Origin of the sequence: Vibrio casei (assembly GCF_002218025.2) — a bacterium.
Taxonomy (GTDB): domain Bacteria; phylum Pseudomonadota; class Gammaproteobacteria; order Enterobacterales; family Vibrionaceae; genus Vibrio; species Vibrio casei.
In genome coordinates, this window is record NZ_AP018680.1 from 771,441 (window position 1) to 793,309 (window position 21,869).

A 21,869-nucleotide genomic window follows, 5' to 3' on the forward strand; every position below is an offset into this window, starting at 1 on the left:
CTAAATGTAGACATTATTAATATGTGATTTTACTAAACGCACCGATTTTTATCTGTGCGTTTTTTTGTTCATTCATCTTTATTCACCACCTTTTCATTGCATAAAAGTGAAATAACACTATTATTAATACTGTTTTTTTATACAGTTAAAAGCAGTTATGAGTGAACGAAAAATTATCCATGTTGATATGGACTGTTTTTTTGCCGCGGTTGAGATGAGAGACTTTCCTGAATATAAGAATGTTGCCTTAGCCGTCGGTGGAAATAGCAAACAGCGTGGAGTCATTAGTACTTGTAATTACCGCGCCCGGGAGTTTGGGGTGCGCTCTGCTATGCCGACAACAAAAGCTTATCAGCTTTGTCCTAATTTGGTTCTCGTACCGGGTCGAATGGCTGTATATAAAGCTATATCAATACAAATACGCGAAATATTTTCTCGTTATACTTCTATTATTGAACCGTTATCTTTCGATGAAGCTTTTCTCGATGTTACTGGAAGCCAATTGCATCATGGTTCAGCAACCTTAATTGCACAGGCCATTCGACAAGATATTGAAAAAGAGCTTAACCTCACGGCATCTGCTGGTGTGGCACCGTTAAAGTTTCTAGCCAAAATAGCATCGGATCTCAATAAACCAAATGGATTAGCTGTCATTACGCCATCGGAAGTGCAAGAGGTGATCGATAAATTGCCATTGGAAAAAATCCCTGGAGTTGGGAAGGTGAGCATTGAAAAACTGCATCATGCTGGTTTTTATACTTGTTTAGATATTCGACAATCCAATTACGTCAATTTACTGCGTCAGTTTGGACGAATGGGGGCGTCGTTATGGAAGAAAAGTCATGGTATTGATGATAGAGAAATCGTAGTTGAACGGTGCCGTAAGCCCTCTCTGTCAGACTAGTTGTCGCGCTTAATATTCAACCATTAAACAGAGGGCGTGGAGTAACAATGAAACATTATTCAGCGCAAAGCAAAGAGTCGGCTCTTCAGAAGATGATGCCTCCAAATAATATAGCAATAGCCCAATTATCAATCGAGATGGGGATTGGTGAATCAACCTTGTATAATTGGCGAAAACAAGCAATTGATAAGGGGCATTTAGTGCCAGGTGATGGAAAGAATGCTGAGCAGTGGTCATCAGCAAATAAATTCTCAGTCGTGTTGGAAACAGCCTCTTTAAATCAAGCTGAGTTAGCGGAATATTGCCGAGGCAAAGGTCTTTATGTGGAACAAGTATCGGCTTGGCGAAATGCGTGTATAGATGCAAACGCTAACGTTAAAGAGCAAGAAAAAGCCTTCTCCACCGAAACAAAGAAAGATAAAAAACAGATCAATCAATTAGAAAAGGAGCTACGTCGAAAAGATAAGGCACTCGCTGAAACCGCAGCACTATTGGTGTTAAGAAAAAAAGCAAATGCGATCTGGGGGGAAGCCGAGGACGAATGATCCTCGACTCAGCTCGCATTCAAGCAGTTAAACTAGTTAATGAAGCTGTGAGTTCTGGTGCGCCAAAGTTTAAAGCTTGCCGTGAACTTGGGATCAGTGTCCGGACGTATCAACGTTGGACTGTTGACGGGAACATAAAAACAGATGGTAGACCAATATCTCAGCGCCCTGAGCCAAAAAATAAGCTATCAAAAGCAGAGAGAGATAACATATTAGCCATCGTTAATAGCGATGATTTTAAGAGCTTACCACCAAGCCAAATCGTCCCTACATTAGCAGATGAGGGTATTTATCTTGCTTCTGAATCAACATATTATCGTGTTCTTCATGAAGAAAAACAGCAAAACGCTCGCGGACGTAGTCAGATAAAAGAGAGAAAAGTACCGACGACACACTGTGCTACAGGGCCAAACCAAGTGTGGTGTTGGGATATTACTTGGTTACCAGGCCCCGCTAAAGGGCTGCATTTTTATTTATATTTGATACTCGATATATTTAGTCGAAAGATTGTTGGATGGGAAATTCATGATGACGAATCAGCAGAAAATGCATCAATATTAATTAAGAAAGCTCATTTAAAAGAAGGAGTTAAAGATAATCCTCTGGTACTGCATTCGGATAATGGAAGCCCAATGAAAGGCTCATCAATGCTTGAAACACTTTATAGTTTAGGTGTCGTGTCGTCTTTTAATCGTCCTAGGGTGAGCAATGATAATGCTTATGCTGAGTCGATATTTAAAACGTGTAAATATCGCCCTGACTATCCGTATAAAGGGTTTTCAACAATTGATGAGGCGCGTAGTTGGGTGTTGAAATTTAGCCACTGGTATAATTTTAACCACAAACATAGTGGCATCAAATACGTCAGCCCACATCAAAGGCATTCAGGATTAGCGGGTGACATATTGGCTAATAGAAAAGAAGTTTATCAAGGTGCTAAAGATGCTCACCCTGAGCGCTGGAGCGGTAATATCCGTAATTGGGATTTACCAAAAGAAGTGTACTTAAACCCTGAACAAAATAGTGTCAAGGCTGAGAGTGCATAACGTAGTGATCGCGACAACTAGTTTGACAAACACCGTAAGTCTGTCGGTGTTGAACGTACATTCAGTGAGAATATATCCAGTTTTGATCAATGTTGGGAGGTGATTGAAACGGTTCTTTTTCCTGAATTAGAGCAACGATTATTAAAAGCTTCTCCTGTAAAGGCTATCATTAAACAAGGTATTAAAATTAAATTTGCTGACTTTCAGCAGACAACGATAGAGCATACTTTTCAAGTGTTCAATATTACGGATTTTAAACCGATGTTAGAAGATATACTGACGAGGCAAAAAGGGCGAGAGATACGTTTATTAGGTTTAAATGTAATGCTAAAACCTTCTGATCTTGATCGGCAATTGCGTCTGTTATGAATAATGAAGAAGTGTCTCTCGTTGGTCGGGTAAAATTCGAAAAATGAGAGACACCAACAGAGAAACGTTACGCTTTTTCTGGAATGTTTTCCAAGATAGCAATCATTTGTTCCCAATATAGTCCAACACTTTCAATCAATACTTTTTCATCTGGAGAATGTGGAAACTTAATAGTAGGACCGAATGAAATCATATCCATATTGGGGTATGGCTTCTTAAATAGGCCACATTCAAGACCAGCATGAATCACCATTATATTCGGCTTTTGTCCATAAATGCCTTCATAGACATCACGGAATATGTGCATGATTTCGGAATCTGGGTCAGGTTTCCATCCTGGATAAGCGCCATCAAATTGAATTTTTGCATTAGCAAGAGAGGCTAAAGAGGCTAAGGTACCTTCTACCATTTCACGGCCAGAATCGATCAATGAACGAACGAGACATAAAATAGTAATTTGATTCTCTTCAGTGGTAATGACACCAACATTTAAAGAGGTTTCAACCACGCCTTCAATATTATCATCCATACGAATTACACCATTAGGGCATGCATTTAGTGCGGATATAAAACGTTGTTGAATGTGAAGAGACAAAGCTGAAAATTGACTGGAAGATTCTGATATTAGGCTGGTTAATCCGGTTTCAACCTGTCCTAGTTCCTGCTGAACCAAAGCGGTGAAATTTTCAAAAGCATGATGAAGTTGTTGAAGGTTTTCTGTTGGTACGGCAACGGTAACGAATGCTTCGCGTGGAATAGCATTACGTAAACTACCGCCTTGGAATTCGATAACACGTAGCTCAAGGGATGTAGTATGGCTTGCAAGAAAGCGGCCTAAGAATTTATTTGCATTACCTCGACCTGTATGAATATCACATCCTGAATGGCCACCCTTAAATCCTTTCACCGCAAGTTTTAGGATGGTGTGATTATTTGGTATGCTTTCTCGTTCTATATCAAAAATGATAGAAGCATTTACGCCACCGGCGCATCCCATGTAAATCTCGCCTTCTTGTTCTGAATCCGTGTTTAAAAGAATATCAGCTTCTAACCAACCTTGTTGTAGCGCAAAAGCGCCGGTCATACCGGCTTCTTCATCAATAGTAAGGAGAACTTCTAATGGGCCGTGTTTAATTTCTGTTGAAGCAAGAACCGCTAAACAAGACGCCATACCCATGCCGTTGTCGGCACCTAAGGTCGTTCCTTTTGCAGTGACCCAGTCGCCATCAATATAAGGCTGGATAGGATCTTTGGCAAAATCATGAACAGTATCTTCATTTTTTTGAGGGACCATATCAATATGGGCCTGTAAAACGACTTTCTTTTTATTTTCCATCCCAAGGGTTGCTGGTTTAGTGATAAAAACATTACCGGCTTCATCGCGTTTAACTGGAAGATTTTGTGATTTTGCCCATTCAACAATGTATTGAGCTAATGCTTCTTCATGTTTTGATGGGTGAGGAAAAGAACATATTTTATCGAAAAATTGCCAAACAGGTTGTGGGGAAAGCTGGCTTATTTCAGAGTGAAATTTAGACACAAATGACTCCTAGAGAAGGTGGTGAGCAGTAGAAACTTCATAATTTTTTCTTATAGCTAGAATAATGCAACCTGAAGGATAATATGTACAGAAGATATGTCAGTCAAAGTGCGATCTTTTGATACAGTCCAAGTTACCACTTTGGATTCAGTTAAATATAAGTGAGTAATTATGTTTTTTAATCTACTACACTCTAAAATTAACGAAACCTTGTTTAAATTCGTGTTTTGATAAAGATTCAGTTTGCTTTGTTTCGTATAATTTGGAAAACTACACGCCTTTTTATTCAAACGATTGCGCAATCGTTTAAAATCAATGCGACGCACATTTTAGGAATACGAACATGTTAGAAAAGTTCTTTAAGTTATCGGAACACGGTACCAACGTAAAAACGGAAGTATTGGCCGGTGTAACAACATTTTTGACGATGGCTTATATCATTTTTGTCAATCCTGCTATCTTAGCAACTGCAGGTATGGATCACGGTTCAGTCTTTGTAGCGACGTGTTTAGCAGCGGCAATAGGTTGTTTTATTATGGGATTGTACGCGAACTATCCCATCGCTCAAGCGCCAGGTATGGGGTTAAATGCCTTCTTTACTTATACGGTTGTATTAGGCATGGGGCATACATGGCAAGTTGCGCTTGCCGCCGTTTTTTGCTCGGGTGTTCTCTTTATTCTTCTTAGCCTTTTTAAAATTCGCGAATTAATTATAAATGCGATTCCAATGTCATTACGACTAGGCATCTCTGCGGGTATTGGTTTGTTCTTAGCATTAATTGCTTTGAAAAACGCAGGCATTGTCGTCGGTAACCCTGCCACTTTAGTTGGTGTGGGGGATTTAACTTCTTTGCCTGCGGTTTTAGGTGCGCTTGGTTTTGTCTTGACGATTGTATTGGTTCATCGTGGTTTTAAAGCCGCCGTCATGATTGCCATTCTTGCTATTACCGCGATTGGTGTGATTGCTGGTAATGTTGCATACAACGGTATTATGTCAATGCCACCGAGTATTGAGCCAACGTTTATGCAGCTTGATTTCTCGTCTATTTTTGATGTTGGTATGATTTCAGTTGTCTTTGCCTTCTTATTTGTCGATTTATTTGATACCGCAGGCACATTAGTCGGCGTGGCGAATAAAGCTGGTTTTATTGGTAAAGATGGGAAAATACCTCGTTTGAATAAGGCATTATTAGCCGATTCAACAGCAACTTCTATTGGTGCTTTATTGGGGACGTCTAATACCACCTCGTTTGTTGAAAGTACGGCAGGTGTCGCTGTTGGTGGGCGTACAGGATTAACCGCTGTCGTTGTTGGTATTCTATTCCTACTTGCTTTATTCTTTTCACCATTAGCCGGAATGGTTCCAGCTTACGCGACAACTGGGGCGCTATTTTATGTTGCGATCTTAATGTTGTCTGGTCTTGTTCATATCGAATGGGATGACTTAAGTGAAGCCGCGCCAGTAGCGGTTGTGTGTTTATTAATGCCGTTAACGTTTTCTATTGCTGAAGGCATTGCAATGGGGTTTGTGACTTATGCAGCAATTAAGCTTCTTAGTGGTAAAGCCCGTGAAGTTCATGTTGGCGTCTGGATTCTAGCGATCATCTTTTTATTAAAATTTATTCTTACTGGTGCTTAATCGTTAGTTGCGAAAGTATCAGAAACAAATTAGCAAAGCAGGTTAAATATTATGAGTCAGAAGTTCATTATCACTTGGGACAATATGCAAATGTATTGTCGTCAACTTGCGGCGAAACAAATGCCAGCAGAGCAGTGGAAAGGCATTGTTGGAGTCAGCCGTGGTGGTTTAGTCCCTGCGGCGATCCTTGCCCGTGAGCTAGGCATTCGTTATGTCGATACGATTTGTATTTCAAGCTATGATCATGATCACCAGCGTGAAATGAAAGTGTTAAAAACCATCGAAGGGGATGGCGAAGGCTTCCTTATTGTCGATGATTTAGTTGATAGTGGTGATACTGCACGCCATATTCGCGAAATGTACCCTAAAGCAAAATTGATTTGTGTGTGTGCAAAACCAGCAGGGCAAGAATTAGTGGATGATTATATTGTGGATATAGCTCAAGACACATGGATTGAGCAACCATGGGATATGACTTTACAATTTGAAGAACCAGTTAATCGTAAGCAGAAATAAAATTCAAATGTAACACTATGTTATTTAAGGCCTCATACTTGATTGTGTGAGGCTTTTTTATTTGCGGGCTACATTCGGACAAGTGTAAGAGGCGGTGAATGATACCCTTGTTTCAAAATAGAAACCGAGTATGGTATCGGTGTGCTCCTAATACCGATACCGTGCAGAATGAAAAGGGGATAACGATGGCAAATTTTACACATGATGATAAACAACAACGTTACCAAGTTGAAGTTGCACCTGAGCAATGGGCTCGTTTAGATTATTCGATACAAGGTGATGTTTTGGTCATTACTCATACGTTTGTGCCCGATGCACTTCGCGGCAGAGGTTGTGGGAAAATTTTAATGGAAACCGTGTTGAGTGACATTGAACATTTAGGAAAAAAAGTAAAACCAGTTTGTAGCTATGCTGTTGTATATTTACAACGACATACTCAGTGGCAACACCTTATTGGTTAATGAATTTATGCCTATACGATGGCTTGTATTATTGATGCCACCGCGAGTTGGTTGAGAACTTAGTAAGGGGGAGTAGTATGTTAGATCCCAGTAGTAAAAACTTATCAGAATCATTGTTTAAAAAGCATCATCACGCTCAAGAAACATCCAGCGTGATCACCTATTTGGCCGATAGCCAAGCGATGCTTGATTCGAACCAAGTTGGCAAACCTAATGCTTGGTATCGTGCATTGCGTCGCGTTCAATGGATATGGCAAGGGCTTGACCCGATTGAAATTGAGTCTGTTTTAGCTCGTATTGCTAGCTCTTCAAATCAACAAAATAACCCTGATTGGTTGGATACTATCGCTGGCTATCGTCCTGGTAATTGGTCGTACGAGTGGACGGCTCAAGGTATGAACCACCAAAAAGTAGCCGCCTCTCTTAAAGGTGTTGAAGCCTCTGATGAACTGTTTATTGCCAGTTTGTGTTTTAGTGTCGCCAGTTACCCCCACTTGAAAGGGGACACTCTTTCCGTTCAAGCTCAAATATTAGCGAATAAAGCTTATTCGGATTCGATGGAAGCCAGTCCTTATGTGACTAAAGTTTTAAATATTCCGTATAAAAACAAAAAAATCGTCGCAAACTTACACCTTCCTCACACTGAGCGTTCGTTACCTGTTGTTATTGTCAGTGCGGGAATTGATAGCTTACAGATCGACATGTGGAGAATATTCAGAGATTACTTAGCTAAGCATGAGATCGGCATGTTAACGGTTGATATGCCTGGTATCGGGGCCAATATTCATTGGAATTTAACGGAAGATTCAAGTTGCTTACATCAGGCTATCTTAAATGAATTACCTAATATTCCTTGGGTAGACCATTATAAAGTGGGGCTTTTGGGTTTTCGTTTTGGTGGGAATGTTATGACACGCTTATCTTTTATCGAGCAAGATAAAATCAAAGCCTGTGTTACTTTAGGTGCCCCCATTCATGAGTTACTATCTGATGCCTCTAAATTTAGTCAAATGCCTAAAATGTATCTTGATTCTCTGGCCTCAAGGGTTGGGAAAAAGTCGGTTGATATTCCTAGTTTCTCTAAACAGATGCGAGCTTGGTCTTTGAAGTCTCAAGGATTATTATCTAGTCGAAAAACAACCGTTCCTATTCTAGCAATTGGATTAGAAGGTGATCCTGTTGGCTCTAAACAAGATAATTTGAGTGTGGCAAGTTTCAGCTCAGGTGGTAAAGCGATGCAGTTAAAAAGTGCATCAATTTATCAAGGGTATGAGCAAGCGCTCAATTTTTCTATGGACTGGTTAAAAGATGCGCTAAATAAGTGACATTTGTTATCAAATAGTTAAGTATAAGTGTAGGTGAGGATCTAGAAATGATTATTACCAGTACATTATAATATTCTATGGAGAACCATGATGACAGATGCTTCTGCACCAACCCACTATCGCCTAATGACATCGTTAAAAGCCATTGGCCCTTATTTACGTGAAGGGGAGTGTCAAGCAGGGAAATATTGGTTTGATTGTTTATCGGTTTGTGTTGACGATAAAAAGTCACCAGAATTAAGAGAGTTTTGGGGCTGGTGGTTAGATTTAACCAAAGTTGAAAATGACTTTGTCGCCAATTATACCTTAGGTCAATATGATGAAAAGGGAGATTGGTTAGAGGTGGCAATGTCAGTTAAAGCAAAAAAAGAAGTAGAAAGAACGCTCGAAGAATTTCATGAAAAGCTCGTGAAGGTTCTCTCTGGTCATTATGATTATAGCCTGAGTTTGCATAAAAACTCCGTCGATACAGTGTAATGAAAAAATTAGTCTGAGTTAAAATGCATTCGTTGATAATTATTATTCTGTAATAAAAGTCAGTAAATACAAAGAATAGGGTATATTTGCACTCAATCGCCGATATACTCTATTTTTTTGCTTGTGAAATGCGGTGCGTATTGATACAACAATGGGTACTTATTCGTATTCTGCGTTTATTAAACGTTTATTTTTTTGACAGGAAACTCATGTCATCTCAAGCCTCTTCAACTCAAAGTGATATCTCTATTGATAGAACCTTATCTTCTATCAACTCCCAAACGATTGTCGTGAAACTTGGCACAAGTGTTTTAACCAGCGGTACTCTAGAGATAAATAAAGCAAGAATGGTCGATCTTGTTCGTCAGTGTGCACAACTAAAAGAGCAAGGGCATCATATTGTTATTGTTTCTTCTGGTGCGATTGCAGCTGGTCGTGAACATCTAGGTTATCCTGCGCTGCCTAATTCAATGGCAAGTAAACAGCTCCTTGCTGCCGTTGGTCAAAGTCGCTTAATTCAAGTTTGGGAATCGTTATTTGATCTTTATGGGATTAAAATTGGTCAAATGTTACTGACTCGGGCGGATTTAAAAGATCGTGAACGTTTTTTAAATGCACGAGATACGATTAATGCTTTAATTGAGCATGGCATTGTACCTGTTGTGAATGAAAATGATGCCGTGGCAACAACAGAGATAAAAGTTGGAGATAATGATAACTTATCCGCTTTGGTCGGCATTTTATGCGGCGCGGATAAACTTTTATTACTGACAGATCAATCGGGGTTATTCACAGCAGATCCTCGTAAAGACCCTAATGCTGAGTTGATTCGAGAGGTGAAAACCATTGATGAAACATTACGCCAAATTGCTGGTGGTAGTGGTACAACTCTTGGTACCGGTGGCATGGCAACAAAATTACAAGCAGCCGATATAGCAAGAAGAACAGGTATTGAGGTCGTGATAGCGGCGGGCAGCAGTCCAAATGTTATTGTAGATACATTAAGTGATAACCCTCAAGGGACACGCTTTTTACCGTTAGAAGAGTCATTGGAAAATCGTAAACGTTGGATTCTTGCTGGTCCCGCTTCTGTCGGAGACCTCATCATTGATGAGGGGGCTTCACAAGCGGTGATTGAACGAGGAAGCAGTTTACTTGCGAAAGGTATTATCGCAATTAAAGGTACGTTTACTCGCGGAGAAGTTGTTAGGATTCGGAGTGCGCAAGGTAAGCTTCTCGCCAAAGGTATCGTTGGTTATTCTAATAGTGAACTTGCACAACTCATTGGTAAACATAGCAAAGAAATTGAAGCGACTCTTGGTTATCAGTATGGCTCTGCCATTATTCATCGTGATGACTTAGTCGTCATTCAAGAGTAAGCCGTATAAATAGAAAAAGGATAGTATTTTGGATTTACAACTGATGGGACAAGCGGCCAAACAAGCTGCGTTTCAATTAGCTACCGCTTCCACGGCGCAAAAAAATAAAGCGTTAAGTATTATTGCTGATGAGCTAGAAGCTAATGCTCAAACTATTTTGGCGGCGAACACTCAGGATATTGAGTTAGGGCGTAAAGCGGGGTTAACAGAAGCACTACTCGATCGTTTGCTTCTTAATGAGTCACGTTTATCAGGCATTGCAGCTGACGTGCGTAACGTTATCAGCTTGAACGACCCAGTAGGCAGTGAAATTGACAGTAAAATGCTTGAAAATGGTATGTCACTTTCTCGCCGCCGCGTTCCTCTCGGCGTGGTCGGCGTGATTTATGAAGCACGTCCAAATGTGACGATTGATATTGCTGCTCTATGCTTAAAAACGGGGAATGCCAGTATTTTACGTGGTGGAAAAGAAACTTTTTTTTCCAACATGGAGTTGGTCAAAGTTATTCAACGCGCATTAGAGAAAGCCGGGCTTCCTGCCGCTTCCGTACAATATATTGAGAAACCAGACCGTGAATTGGTTTCTCAACTGCTTAAATTAGATGACTATGTGGATATGATCATTCCACGCGGTGGTGCTGGCTTACATAAAATGTGTAAAGAAAACAGCACCATTCCCGTGATCATTGGTGGGTTTGGTATTAGCCATATTTTTGTGGATGAAACGGCAGATATCGCAAAGTCGGTTGATGTGGTTGAAAACTCGAAAGTTCAACGCTCTTCAGCTTGTAACTCTCTTGATACGTTATTGGTTCATGAAAATGTCGCGGCACAACTTCTGCCATTACTTGCAGATAAAATTGGCAAACAAGTCACATTTGTGGCTGAGCCAAAAGCAAAAGCGTTGTTAACCAATACGGATAATTTACGTGATGCTCAAGACGGTGATTTTGATACGGAATGGTTGAGCTATACGCTTGGTATTAAAGTCGTCGGCGATATTGCCGAGGCAATTGAACATATGCGAGTACATAATGCTAGTCATTCAGATGCTATCATGACTGAATCGATTCGCAATGCTGAGCTATTTATTAATTCAGCGGGTTCAGCAGCAGTTTATGTTAATGCTTCCACACGTTTTACCGATGGCGCTCAATTTGGGTTAGGCGCTGAAGTTGCCGTCTCTACTCAGAAGCTTCATGCGCGTGGCCCTATGGGCTTAGAAGAGCTTACAAGCTATAAATGGGTAGGGAAGGCGGATTATCTTACTCGTGCATAATTAACCTCAATGTGGCGTTAATAATAAACGAAGTGAGAATATAAACGTATCATTCCCAATAAATTCAATTGATGAATGTGAACGGTAGATTCTCTTATCCAACACGAAGATTAATTACAGACTAAATGCACAAAAATAAAAACGGAGCCTATAGGGCTCCGTTTTTTTGTATTAATTTATTTGTATTTACTTGATTTCGATGCCTTGCGCTTGCATATCAGCATGGTATGACGAGCGAACAAATGGGCCACATGCGGCGTGAGTAAAGCCTAGCTCTAAAGCGATGTCTTTAAGCTCATCGAACTCTGAAGGTGGTACATAACGCTCTACTGGTAAATGATGACGGCTTGGTGCTAGATATTGGCCTAACGTTAACATCGTTACACCATGAGCACGCAAGTCTTTGAGTACTTCAACGATTTCTTCTTTTGTTTCACCAAGGCCCATCATCAGCCCCGATTTTGTCGGGATATGTGGATGTTGCTCTTTGAATTTTTGAAGTAATTGAAGAGACCATTTATAATTCGCACCTGGGCGAGCACGGCGATATAAACGTGGTGCTGTTTCTAAGTTGTGGTTGAACACATCTGGTGGATTGTCTTTCATTAGATCCAGTGCCACATCCATTCGGCCGCGGAAGTCAGGTACGAGTGTTTCAATTTTTATGTGTGGATTTTGTTCACGAATAGCTTTATTGCAGTTTGCAAAATGCTCAGCTCCACCATCACGTAAATCATCTCGGTCAACAGAAGTGATCACGACATATTTTAACTTCATATCTTTAATGGTTTGCGCAAGTTTTTCTGGTTCATTTGACTCTGGAGCATTAGGGCGTCCATGAGCAACATCACAAAATGGGCAGCGACGTGTACAAATCGCCCCTAAAATCATGAAAGTAGCTGTACCGTGATTAAAACATTCCGCAAGGTTTGGACAGGACGCTTCTTCACAAACCGAGTGGAGATCATTTTTGCGCATTGCCGCTTTGATTTCTTGAATGCGTTGGCTATCAGAAGGCAGCTTTATTTTCATCCATTCGGGTTTACGCAATACTTCTGCCTTTTCAATCGGCAGAGTTTTAGTTGGGATTAACGCCATTTTATCGGCGTCACGATACTTAACCCCTTGTTCCATTTGAATTGGTTTGCTCATATTTTCCTACTTATCCGCTGGTCGGCTTTTCGTTACCTATAAAGGTATCGGCGTCCTACTGATAAAAAATTTATCGGCTTTCTGTCGTTATATCAACTTGGTTATAATCAAGCTGATGAGTGATTTTTTGTATGAGGGCTGACTCTACGATAGCGATAGAATCAGGGCCATTTACATCTTTTACTTGAACCATTTCCATTCCAGAATAACCGCAAGGATTAATGCGTAAAAATGGCGTTAAATCCATATTGACGTTTAATGCTAGACCATGAAAAGAACAGCCTTTACGAATGCGTAATCCAAGCGAGCATATTTTTCGTTTTTCAACATACACACCAGGGGCATCGGGTCTTGCCGCCGATAGAATTCCAAATTCTTTTAATGTTTCAATGACGATATTTTCAATATGGGTGACGAGCTCACGAACTCCTATTTTTTTACGACGTAGATTAATCATAAAATAAACGACAATTTGACCTGGGCCATGATAAGTAACTTGACCGCCACGATCACTTTGTACGACAGGGATGTCACCCGTATTGAGTAGGTGTTCAGCTTTACCTGCTTGTCCTTGCGTGAATACTGGGTTGTGTTCTACGAGCCAGATTTCGTCAATGCTGTCAGGGGTACGTTCATCAGTAAAGGTATGCATAGCTTGCCAAATAGGAGAGTAGTCTTGTCGACCGAGTTGTCGTATTACTACTTGATTTGGTGTTGCGTGTGGAAAAATCAGATCCCCATTTTGATGTGATTCGCTGTGCATATTTGTCGTCCTTAAATTAGTCAATTCATTCATCTTGGTTAAGAGACGTTCACCGATAGGCAAGATTCGGCGGATAGTATAAACCTCTTTTAGTCGACTAACTACTTGCTAACTGTAAGGGTATAACTAGTCCGGTGATCTGATGGTGCTATTGTGGTGATTTACAGAACCATGCGAACGATGTCTATTTCGCCTAATTCTTTATATAAAATCTCGACTTGTTCAATAGACGTTGCTGTTATCGTAATGGACACTGCACTGTAAGTCCCTTTTCCGCTAGGCTTGACACTTGGGCTGTAATCGCCAGGCGCATGTTTTTGAATCACGCTGAGTACCAGATCAGGTAATTCAGGTTTTGCGTAGCCCATGACTTTATAGGTGAACTTACATGGGAATTCGAGTAAATCTTTTAGCTTTGGTTGTTCTTGCATGCCGGACTCCAAAAGGGAAAGTGCGATAAAGCGTGAATATTAAAGGGAAGCGAGTAGGATCTCAACCTTCACGATATGGCTTTCTATATTGCATAAAAAACTAAAAGCCGCATAAGCGACTTTTAGGTGGTACTTCAATATGTTAGTTTTTTACCAAGTAACAGAACTTAGAACCAACTTTGGAACAATAATACAAGATAGTCGATTAAACGGCTGAATAAGCCACCTTCTTTGACATCTTCTTGAGCAACAAGTGGATATTGAGCAACGTCTTTACCATTTAATTGATAGAACAGCTTACCAACCACTTCACCTTTCGTTATCGGCGCTTTTAGTTCTTTGTCTAGAACAAAGCTTGCGGCTAGGTTTTTGGCTTGTCCACGAGGAACCGTTACGTAGGTATCTTTATTCACTCCAAGAGATATTTCACTCTTGTCGCCCATCCAGATTTTTTCTTTAACGAATTCTTCACCAGCTTTATGTGGTGCAACGGTTTCAAAGAAACGGAAACCAAATTGAAGTAGCTTCTTGCTTTCGGCTTTACGAGCATTTTCGCTCTTAGTTCCCATGACAACTGAAACTAAGCGCATATCACCTTCAGTCGCTGAGGTGACTAGGTTATAACCTGCGCCACTTGTATGACCGGTCTTAATACCATCAACGTTCATGCTTTTATCCCACAATAAACCATTACGGTTATATTGAGTAATACCATTGTAGGTGAACGATTTTTGCGAATAAATTTTGTATTCTTCAGGAACATCACGAATTAACGCAGCTCCCAGAATGGCAAGATCGTGAGCGGTAGAATAATGTTCATCACTATCTAGACCATGAACATTCACAAAGTGTGAGTTTTTCATGCCAATTTTTTGAGCCCATTGGTTCATTAAATCAACAAATGAATCTTCAGAACCCGCAATGTGTTCAGCCATCGCAACACAGGCGTCATTACCAGAAGTAACAATGATTCCTTGGTTTAATAAATCAACAGAAACGGTCTTCCCAACTTCAATGAACATTTTTGATGAATCAGGGAAGTTTTTCGCCCATGCATTTTCACTGATGACGACATCATCCGAACGAGAAACAGCGCCAGACTTCAATTCTTGTCCGATCACGTAACTCGTTAGCATTTTGGTTAAACTGGCAGGATGACGTCTCTCATCCATATTTTTTTCAGCTAAAATTTTTCCTGAATGGTAATCCATCAGTACATAGCTTTGTGCTGCAATGTCTGGTGCATTTGGAACAACAATAGGGTCTGCTGCTGAGGCATTCATTGAAACAAAAGAAGCGGAGAGTGCTAATGATGGTATTAGCAAGGATGTTAGATATTTAGCTGTATTTTTCATGTGATAAATGCAATCAAAGTTAAAGGTGAGCTTAATGCTTCGTATTCTATCAGAATCCACACGGTAAAACAGGTCTGGATTCTAACCGAACAAAAAATGAATATCGTTTATCCTAAATACGATAAAGGACTGTGATATTGGTTATTTACGAGTTTGATGCTTCATAAAAGCTGAAGGGTAACCAGTCTGTTGAAGCTGAATGAGTGCCTTAGTGGCATCCGACTGATTCTTCCAAGGCCCTATAATAATTCGATTTACTCCATTTTGTTTTTCAACACTGTAGGTTGTTGAATAGCTTTGACCAAGCTTTACCGCTAAAGTTCGCGCTTTTTCAGCATCCGATACTGCGGCGACTTGAATGAGGTATTCTTCTTTTGAATAAGCGGCATCCACTTTTGTTTTAGGAACGGTAATGTATTCTATTTTGACTGGTGCCGTTCCGTTTTGGTAAACACCAATTTTATAAGCAGCCGCATAGCTTAAATCGATGATACGGCCATCATGGAAGGGGCCTCGATCATTCACTCGCACAATGACCGTTTTTCCATTGGCACTATTGGTGACTTTTACATAGCTAGGTATGGGTAAGGTTTTGTGTGCAGCCGACATAGAATACATATCATAAACTTCACCATTTGAGGTTAAATGTCCATGAAACTTCTTTCCATACCAAGAGGCGTAGCCAGTTTGAGTAAACCCTTGTGTATTTTTGACGATTTTATAATCTTTTCCGCGTAAGGTGTAATCGCGATTACCGCTACGGCTGAAGGGTTCATATTTAGGATGAGCATCCTCAATATTCACCACTGACATTGGATCTTTAGGCGCTACATCGTCGGATAACTTGTAGCGATCATTTGAAGAGGAAGAGCAACCTGCAAGTAAAGCAAAGGCCATCCAGAGAGTGTAACGATAATGTTTTTTCATGAATTTAGTTCGCCTTTGAAAGCATTTTTCGGTGTGTATGGATCGACATTAACATGCCAAAGCCTGCCAGTAGAGTTACCATTGACGTGCCGCCGTAGCTAATCAAAGGTAAAGGAACACCTACCACTGGTAAAATGCCGCTTACCATCCCAATGTTTACAAAAACATAGACAAAGAAGCTGAGTACCGCACTGCCACCCATCATTCGCCCAAATGCTGTCTGTGCTTGTGTTGCAAGGTACAAGCCTCGAGCAACGATGAATAAATAAACAGATAGCAGTAATGTGACACCGATAATACCCCATTCTTCAGCAATGACTGCAAAGATAAAGTCAGTATGTCGTTCTGGGACAAATTCTAATTGTGATTGGGTGCCATGTAACCAGCCTTTTCCTGTTAACCCTCCAGAACCAATCGCGATCTTACTCTGAATGATATGGTAACCGGCACCTAATGGATCGGATTCGGGGTTAAAGAGTGTTCGAACACGAATTTTTTGATATTCGTGCATGAGAAAGAACCATAAAATTGGTACGAAAGCACTGATGCCCAATACGGCTGCTGCGATGATCCGCCAACTTATTCCGGCTAAGAAAATAACAAAAATGCCTGAGGCTGCGATTAAAATTGATGTGCCTAAGTCCGGTTGTTTTGCGATTAAAATAGTGGGTAAGCAAACTAATATGAGTGAAACCATTAAAACTCGTAATGTTGGTGGTAATGGTTTATTACCGATATAACGAGCAACCATTAGGGGGACTGCTAATTTTAGAAGTTCAGAAGGTTGAAAGCGTACCACTCCGAGATCGAGCCAGCGTTGTGCACCTTTAGATGTTTCACCAAAAAATAAAACACCGAGTAGTAGCAATACACCAACAAGGTATAACGCAGGGGCAAGGGCTTCTAATGACCGAGGTTTTATTTGAGCCACAATAACCATAACACCAAGCGACAGCAACATACGCATTGCTTGTCTATCCATCATCTCATAGCTTTGGCCACTTGCACTGTACATGATGACTAATCCGATCACCATCAGAAGAATAATGCCTAATAACAGAGGTAAATCAATATGTAGCCGCTCGAAAAAAGAACGATTTTGACCTGTTGAGGGATCCATTTGCATACTATTTTTTATCCTCTTGCATGTCTGACTCTTCAGGCTTTAAAATCACATGATCAAATATTTTACGAGCGATTGGGCCACCAACACCAGAACCTCCACCTGCATTTTCGAGTACCATTGCCACGATAACTTGTGGATTCTTTAATGGGGCAAATCCCATCAGCAATGCATGATCACGAAGGTGCTCTGCGACTTCACTAGCGTTGTACTTTTCACCTTCTTTTAACCCATAAACTTGAGCAGTACCCGATTTTACCGCGGCTTCATATTCTGCCCCATAAAAAGAACGACGAGCAGTTCCTCGAGAACCTGTTGCAACTAAGTGCATGCCTTCTTCCGCTAACTTCCAGTACGATTCTTTAACGCCTTTGATACTGGGGTATGTTTTTATTGGGCTTAAAATCGGTTTTGGGTTTGCAACGGTTTTGTCCATCGTTGCTCTTAACAAATGAGGTGCTCTGACTTCTCCGTGGGTAACAAGTACTGATAATGCTTTTGCAATTTGCATTGGCGTTGCTGTCCAATAACCCTGACCGATTCCAACGGGAATAGTATCGCCTTGATACCAAGGTGTTCTATGTCGCGCTTGTTTCCACTCACGAGTTGGCATGTTTGCGCTGCTTTCTTCATGTATGTCGATACCGGTATATTCACCAAAACCAAACTTATTCATCCAACTGGATAAGCGATCAATACCTAAATCAAAGGCAACTTGATAAAAAAAGGTATCAACAGATTCTTCTAATGCTTTTTTCACATCAACGACACCATGCCCCCAACGGCTCCAATCTCGATAGCCCTTGTGACTCTTTGCGTGAGGTATATACCAAATTCCCGGATCATTACGTGTTGTTTTAGGGGTAATAACACCTTCAGTTAAAGCGGAGACTGCAATGAATGGTTTCACTGTTGATGCCGGAGGATAAATACCGAGGGTTGCTCGGTTAACCAAAGGCCTATTCGGATCGTTTAATAATGCGCTGTATTCTTTGCTACTGATACCATGTACAAAAGAGTTAGGATCGTAGCTGGGGCTGGACACCATTGCCAATACGCCATTATCTTTTGGATCGAGAATGATGATCGAGCCACGGCGTTTATCCATCAGACTATAAGCGTACTGCTGTAAATCGATATCTAAATTTAATACAAGATCTTTACCCGGAACGGGGGGAACGTATTTTAAGGTACGGATGACTCGACCTCTGCTGTTAACTTCAACCTCTTGATAGCCAGATGTACCATGCAAGATATCTTCATAAAATCGTTCAATGCCCAGCTTACCAATATCTCGGGTTGCTTGGTAATTGGAAACTTTATCTTCAATGGTGAGGCGGGCGATATCTTTGTCATTAATACGAGAAACGTAGCCAATAACATGTGTTAATATTGAGCCATACGGGTAATAACGCTTTAAAGCTGCGGAAATCTCAACTCCAGGGAATTTGTATTGGTTGACTGAAAATTTAGCCACCTGTTCATTTGTTAATTGGGTCAGAATTGGGACTGGCTTATAGTGTCTAATTTGCCTGCGCTCTTTTTGGAATGTTTGTATTTGATCATCGCTAATCGGTAGTATTTTACTCAGTTCTTCGATGGTATTTTCAACATTCTTTACTTTTTCAGGCGTGATTTCTAAGCTATAAACAGGGCGATTGGAGGCAAGTAACTTTCCATTGCGATCGTAAATTAGACCACGGTTAGGCGCGATCGGAACGATTTTGATGCGGTTATCATTTGAACGTGTTTGGTAATCTTGATATTGCTCGACTTGGATGTAATAAAGATTCGCTAACAAAACGGCTACTAGAACAATAATGCCCGTAAACGCAACGATGGAACGTCGAGCAAAAAGCTTAGCTTCAGCGTTGTAATCACGTATTTGGGTGCGTTTACGTCTCATTCTTTACTATTCTCGATGGTACGGATGATTTTCAGTCACGCTCCAAGCTCGGTATAAGCTTTCTGCCATAATGACTCGAACCATAGGGTGTGGCAAGGTAAGAGGAGATAATGACCAACTTTGGTCGGCAGCGGCTTTACAAGCAGGCGCTAAGCCTTCAGGGCCACCGATTAATATTGATACATCTCTACCATCTAATTTCCAAGCATCTAATTGAGAGGCTAATTGTTCTGTGTCCCAACGTTTACCTGGGATATCTAATGTTATAATGCGGTTACCTTTAGGTACAGCCGCAAGCATGGCTTCACCTTCTTTTTGCAGAATTCTTGCAATATCGGCATTTTTGCCACGTTTTCCGGCTGTAATTTCGACTAAATCAAAAGGCATATCACTAGGGAAGCGTCGTTGATATTCGTGAAAACCCGCTTCAACCCATTTAGGCATTTTCGTTCCCACTGCGATAAGTTGAATTTTCACGTTATATGCTCCTAATGAACGAGGGCTTACTAGCCCCAAAGCTTCTCTAGTTGATATAATTCACGTGGGGCTTGTTGCATCACATGTACCATGACAGACCCCATATCGACGACAACCCACTCACCTTCATCTTCACCATCCATGCCGAGTGGTTCGAGACCCGCAATTTTGGCTTCTTTAGCAACATTATCAGCAATGGATGCAACATGGCGTTTGGATGTGCCAGTACAAACGATCATAAAGTCGGTTACGCTTGATTTACCTGTTACATCAAGCGTAATGATGTTTTCAGCTTTCATGTCATCAGCTTTATCAGCAAGAAAATCTTTTAACTCGTTTAGTCGCAAGGTAGTGCCTCTTTGGTGTTTTGAGTAGGTTTCTTTTTTATCAGTAGAAACCAAGATTGGTAAAAGTCGCGTATTATAACATGGAAAATGAGCAAATTTGCTTGTTTCCTATTTGTTATACCTTTGAGTGATATTTTACTGTTACTTTAGTTTACTGAAATATAGGAATTTTGCTATTTGGAATGCATGTGTTGGGCTGGCATATTTCGATTGATATTTGGCTAAGCAGAGGCCAAGGGTCTTGATCAAAGGTTGTTTTGACGGACAACTCAAGTTGAGCAAGCAAATGAATTTGGCGTTGTATATTATGAGAGTTAAGCCGTTGTAAACTAGCGGTATACATAGGGCGCTTATTTTGCCAAATACGGTGTTGATCAAAAATTTTCCCCATCGGGGTATTTTGATCAAAGTTTTGTTTCATTTCTAGCAGTAAAAAGAGTTCTTTTTGTAACGTTCTGAGTAATATTATGGCTTCTTGCCCTTCGGCATGGAGCTGACGCAAAATTCGTTGTGCACGCTTTGCTTGGCCAGCAAGTAAAGCATCGGTCCATTGAAAAGGCGTGAAATGATTATGTCGGCTTAAGGCAGCCTCTACTCTTGGTAACGTGAGTTGGCCGTCAGGGTAGAGAAGCGCTAATTTTTCAAGGCTTTGTGCTAACGCTAATAGATTGCCTTCGTGCCATTGTGCCAGCATTTGTATAGCTTCTGCATCAGGCATTAGTTTCAATTTACGACAACGTAATTGAACAAATTGTGGTAACTGGCGAAGCTCTGGGCTATTGCAACTGACTAAAATACCGTTAGCGTGAAGTGCTTTAAACCACTTAGTATTTTCTTGAGCTCGAGACAAGGCTTTATTGCTGATGACGACAAGTAATATGTCTGAATTAAGCTTATCTGTTAACGTTATAAGTTCTTTTGTCGCAGCAGCATTAAGACCTGCTTCAGGGATTTCAAGTTCAATGATTTGTTGGCTTGAAAAAAGGCTTAATGCTTGGCAGCAGTCAAAAACGTCATTCCAATCTAGTTGTTTATCAAGGGTAAATCGTCGTTTTTCAAGAAAGCCTTTCTTTTTGGCATGCTGATTGATTAAATCGCAGCTCTCTTGTAGCAATAAGGGATCATTGCCCATAACAAGGTAGATTGGATATTGCTTACGTTCTAAGTTATCCGCTAATTTATCAGCAAAAATACGCATGATTATTATTGATTCTCTTCCGTAGCTGTTTCGGTATGGTTGCTATCTCCAGGGCTATTTTCGGTTACTTCGGTTGTACTTGTAGTTTGTTCGACATTGTCATCGACCATATCTACTTGGTCAGGGTCTGAGTTTGTTGGAAAGTCTTGTAATGTGTCACGGTTAGATTCGGGCATGACGAGCTGAGCTTTAAGGCGAGCCATTTGACGAATGATTTGCTCTGCAGCTTGCTCTCGCATTTCATCTAAAATCATGTCTTTCTCAACCGACTTAGCTAACGCTGCTAATGGGTTGTCTAAGTAACTTCGGGTTACATTGATTTGGAATGACCTACTGTCGTACCCAGGAACTAATACGCGGTAACTAACGCTATAAGCAAGTTCATATTCGGCTGCACGAGCATTTTGGTAGAGTGATAAGGTTCGATTACTATCGCTTTCGCTAATTAAGTATAAGTTGGCTACGTCAGCAGCGGGCGTGACAATTTCAACACCGTTTAATTTTAATTGCTTTTTCACTTCACGAGTTAGTGTGTTGTAGGAATCAAAACTGGTGACAGAGACATGAGAGACATCTTCAGGTAATAAGTAATTCCCCCGTAAATGAAAACCACATGCGGTCGTGATCATCGCTAAACTGGTGATGATGAGAATACGGAAGTGGGGATTTGAAAACAAATGTGTCACCAAGTTATACCTCTATGAAATAGG

Annotated in this window: 20 protein-coding genes and 2 pseudogenes; 10 read left to right on the plus strand and 12 right to left on the minus strand. The window is 40.7% G+C overall.

Features of this window, described 5'->3' with window-relative positions; genetic code table 11:
* Positions 1–157: 157 nt before the first annotated feature.
* The 3 genes and pseudogenes from dinB to VCASEI_RS03715 all read left to right on the plus strand — a co-directional run.
* Positions 158–886: pseudogene (gene dinB, locus VCASEI_RS03705) on the plus strand (DNA polymerase IV); the annotation flags it as partial.
* Between the two features lie 65 nt (positions 887–951).
* Positions 952–2,495, plus strand: a protein-coding gene (locus VCASEI_RS03710) for an IS3 family transposase (protein ID WP_110957763.1) whose coding sequence is annotated in 2 segments (ribosomal slippage) — positions 952–1,417 and positions 1,417–2,495 — 1,545 coding nt in all. Because the reading frame shifts where the segments join, the coding sequence is not laid out codon by codon here.
* A gap of 24 nt (positions 2,496–2,519) precedes the next feature.
* Positions 2,520–2,864 (plus strand): annotated as a pseudogene (locus VCASEI_RS03715) (DinB/UmuC family translesion DNA polymerase); the annotation flags it as partial.
* A 67-nt stretch (positions 2,865–2,931) separates the two neighbouring features.
* Here the strand turns inward: VCASEI_RS03715 and VCASEI_RS03720 are convergent.
* Complete coding sequence (locus VCASEI_RS03720; protein WP_086961438.1) at positions 2,932–4,404, minus strand: aminoacyl-histidine dipeptidase; 1,473 nt, start codon at positions 4,402–4,404, stop codon at positions 2,932–2,934.
* Positions 4,405–4,747: 343 nt separating this feature from the next.
* Between VCASEI_RS03720 and VCASEI_RS03725 the strand changes: the two genes are divergently transcribed.
* The 7 genes from VCASEI_RS03725 to VCASEI_RS03755 all read left to right on the plus strand — a co-directional run bounded on the left by VCASEI_RS03725 (position 4,748) and on the right by VCASEI_RS03755 (position 11,480).
* The gene (locus tag VCASEI_RS03725) at positions 4,748–6,043 is read left to right on the plus strand and encodes an NCS2 family permease (RefSeq protein ID WP_086961436.1); all 1,296 of its coding nucleotides are present in this window, start codon (positions 4,748–4,750) and stop codon (positions 6,041–6,043) included.
* A gap of 51 nt (positions 6,044–6,094) precedes the next feature.
* A complete protein-coding gene (gene gpt / locus VCASEI_RS03730; RefSeq protein ID WP_086961434.1) occupies positions 6,095–6,559 on the plus strand; it encodes a xanthine phosphoribosyltransferase in 465 nt (154 codons plus the stop codon).
* A gap of 185 nt (positions 6,560–6,744) precedes the next feature.
* Positions 6,745–7,020 (plus strand): GNAT family N-acetyltransferase, encoded by a 276-nt coding sequence (locus VCASEI_RS03735; RefSeq protein ID WP_086961433.1) that lies wholly within the window; start codon positions 6,745–6,747, stop codon positions 7,018–7,020.
* Positions 7,021–7,097: 77 nt separating this feature from the next.
* The gene (gene frsA, locus VCASEI_RS03740) at positions 7,098–8,345 is read left to right on the plus strand and encodes an esterase FrsA (protein WP_086961431.1); all 1,248 of its coding nucleotides are present in this window, start codon (positions 7,098–7,100) and stop codon (positions 8,343–8,345) included.
* An 87-nt stretch (positions 8,346–8,432) separates the two neighbouring features.
* The gene (crl, locus tag VCASEI_RS03745; RefSeq protein WP_374700999.1) at positions 8,433–8,822 is read left to right on the plus strand and encodes a sigma factor-binding protein Crl; all 390 of its coding nucleotides are present in this window, start codon (positions 8,433–8,435) and stop codon (positions 8,820–8,822) included.
* Between the two features lie 209 nt (positions 8,823–9,031).
* Complete coding sequence (gene proB, locus VCASEI_RS03750; protein ID WP_086961427.1) at positions 9,032–10,201, plus strand: glutamate 5-kinase; 1,170 nt, start codon at positions 9,032–9,034, stop codon at positions 10,199–10,201.
* Positions 10,202–10,229: 28 nt separating this feature from the next.
* A complete protein-coding gene (locus tag VCASEI_RS03755) occupies positions 10,230–11,480 on the plus strand; it encodes a glutamate-5-semialdehyde dehydrogenase (protein ID WP_089110453.1) in 1,251 nt (416 codons plus the stop codon).
* A 186-nt stretch (positions 11,481–11,666) separates the two neighbouring features.
* Here VCASEI_RS03755 and lipA read toward each other — a convergent pair whose 3' ends face one another.
* The 11 genes from lipA to VCASEI_RS03810 form a co-directional block, all read right to left on the minus strand.
* Complete coding sequence (gene lipA, locus VCASEI_RS03760; protein ID WP_086961423.1) at positions 11,667–12,632, minus strand: lipoyl synthase; 966 nt, start codon at positions 12,630–12,632, stop codon at positions 11,667–11,669.
* 70 nt (positions 12,633–12,702) lie between these two features.
* Complete coding sequence (gene lipB / locus VCASEI_RS03765; RefSeq protein ID WP_086961421.1) at positions 12,703–13,395, minus strand: lipoyl(octanoyl) transferase LipB; 693 nt, start codon at positions 13,393–13,395, stop codon at positions 12,703–12,705.
* A 161-nt stretch (positions 13,396–13,556) separates the two neighbouring features.
* Positions 13,557–13,826 (minus strand): DUF493 family protein YbeD, encoded by a 270-nt coding sequence (gene ybeD / locus VCASEI_RS03770; protein WP_086961419.1) that lies wholly within the window; start codon positions 13,824–13,826, stop codon positions 13,557–13,559.
* Positions 13,827–13,993: 167 nt separating this feature from the next.
* On the minus strand, positions 13,994–15,181 hold the full coding sequence (locus VCASEI_RS03775; protein WP_089110452.1) for a D-alanyl-D-alanine carboxypeptidase: 1,188 nt from the start codon (positions 15,179–15,181) through the stop codon (positions 13,994–13,996).
* 141 nt (positions 15,182–15,322) lie between these two features.
* Positions 15,323–16,108: a septal ring lytic transglycosylase RlpA family protein gene (locus tag VCASEI_RS03780; RefSeq protein WP_086961415.1), complete on the minus strand. Its 786-nt coding sequence runs from the start codon at positions 16,106–16,108 to the stop codon at positions 15,323–15,325.
* Between the two features lie 4 nt (positions 16,109–16,112).
* Complete coding sequence (gene rodA / locus VCASEI_RS03785; RefSeq protein ID WP_089110451.1) at positions 16,113–17,234, minus strand: rod shape-determining protein RodA; 1,122 nt, start codon at positions 17,232–17,234, stop codon at positions 16,113–16,115.
* A 1-nt stretch (position 17,235) separates the two neighbouring features.
* Positions 17,236–19,137: a penicillin-binding protein 2 gene (gene mrdA / locus VCASEI_RS03790; RefSeq protein ID WP_089110450.1), complete on the minus strand. Its 1,902-nt coding sequence runs from the start codon at positions 19,135–19,137 to the stop codon at positions 17,236–17,238.
* A gap of 6 nt (positions 19,138–19,143) precedes the next feature.
* Positions 19,144–19,614: a 23S rRNA (pseudouridine(1915)-N(3))-methyltransferase RlmH gene (gene rlmH / locus VCASEI_RS03795; protein ID WP_086961410.1), complete on the minus strand. Its 471-nt coding sequence runs from the start codon at positions 19,612–19,614 to the stop codon at positions 19,144–19,146.
* A 29-nt stretch (positions 19,615–19,643) separates the two neighbouring features.
* Positions 19,644–19,961, minus strand: coding sequence for a ribosome silencing factor (rsfS, locus tag VCASEI_RS03800; RefSeq protein WP_086961407.1), 318 nt, complete (start codon positions 19,959–19,961; stop codon positions 19,644–19,646).
* Between the two features lie 151 nt (positions 19,962–20,112).
* Entirely contained in the window at positions 20,113–21,159 is a 1,047-nt protein-coding gene (gene holA, locus VCASEI_RS03805) for a DNA polymerase III subunit delta (protein WP_086961405.1), read from the minus strand.
* Between the two features lie 5 nt (positions 21,160–21,164).
* A complete protein-coding gene (locus VCASEI_RS03810; protein ID WP_374700998.1) occupies positions 21,165–21,845 on the minus strand; it encodes an LPS-assembly lipoprotein LptE in 681 nt (226 codons plus the stop codon).
* Positions 21,846–21,869: the final 24 nt, after the last annotated feature.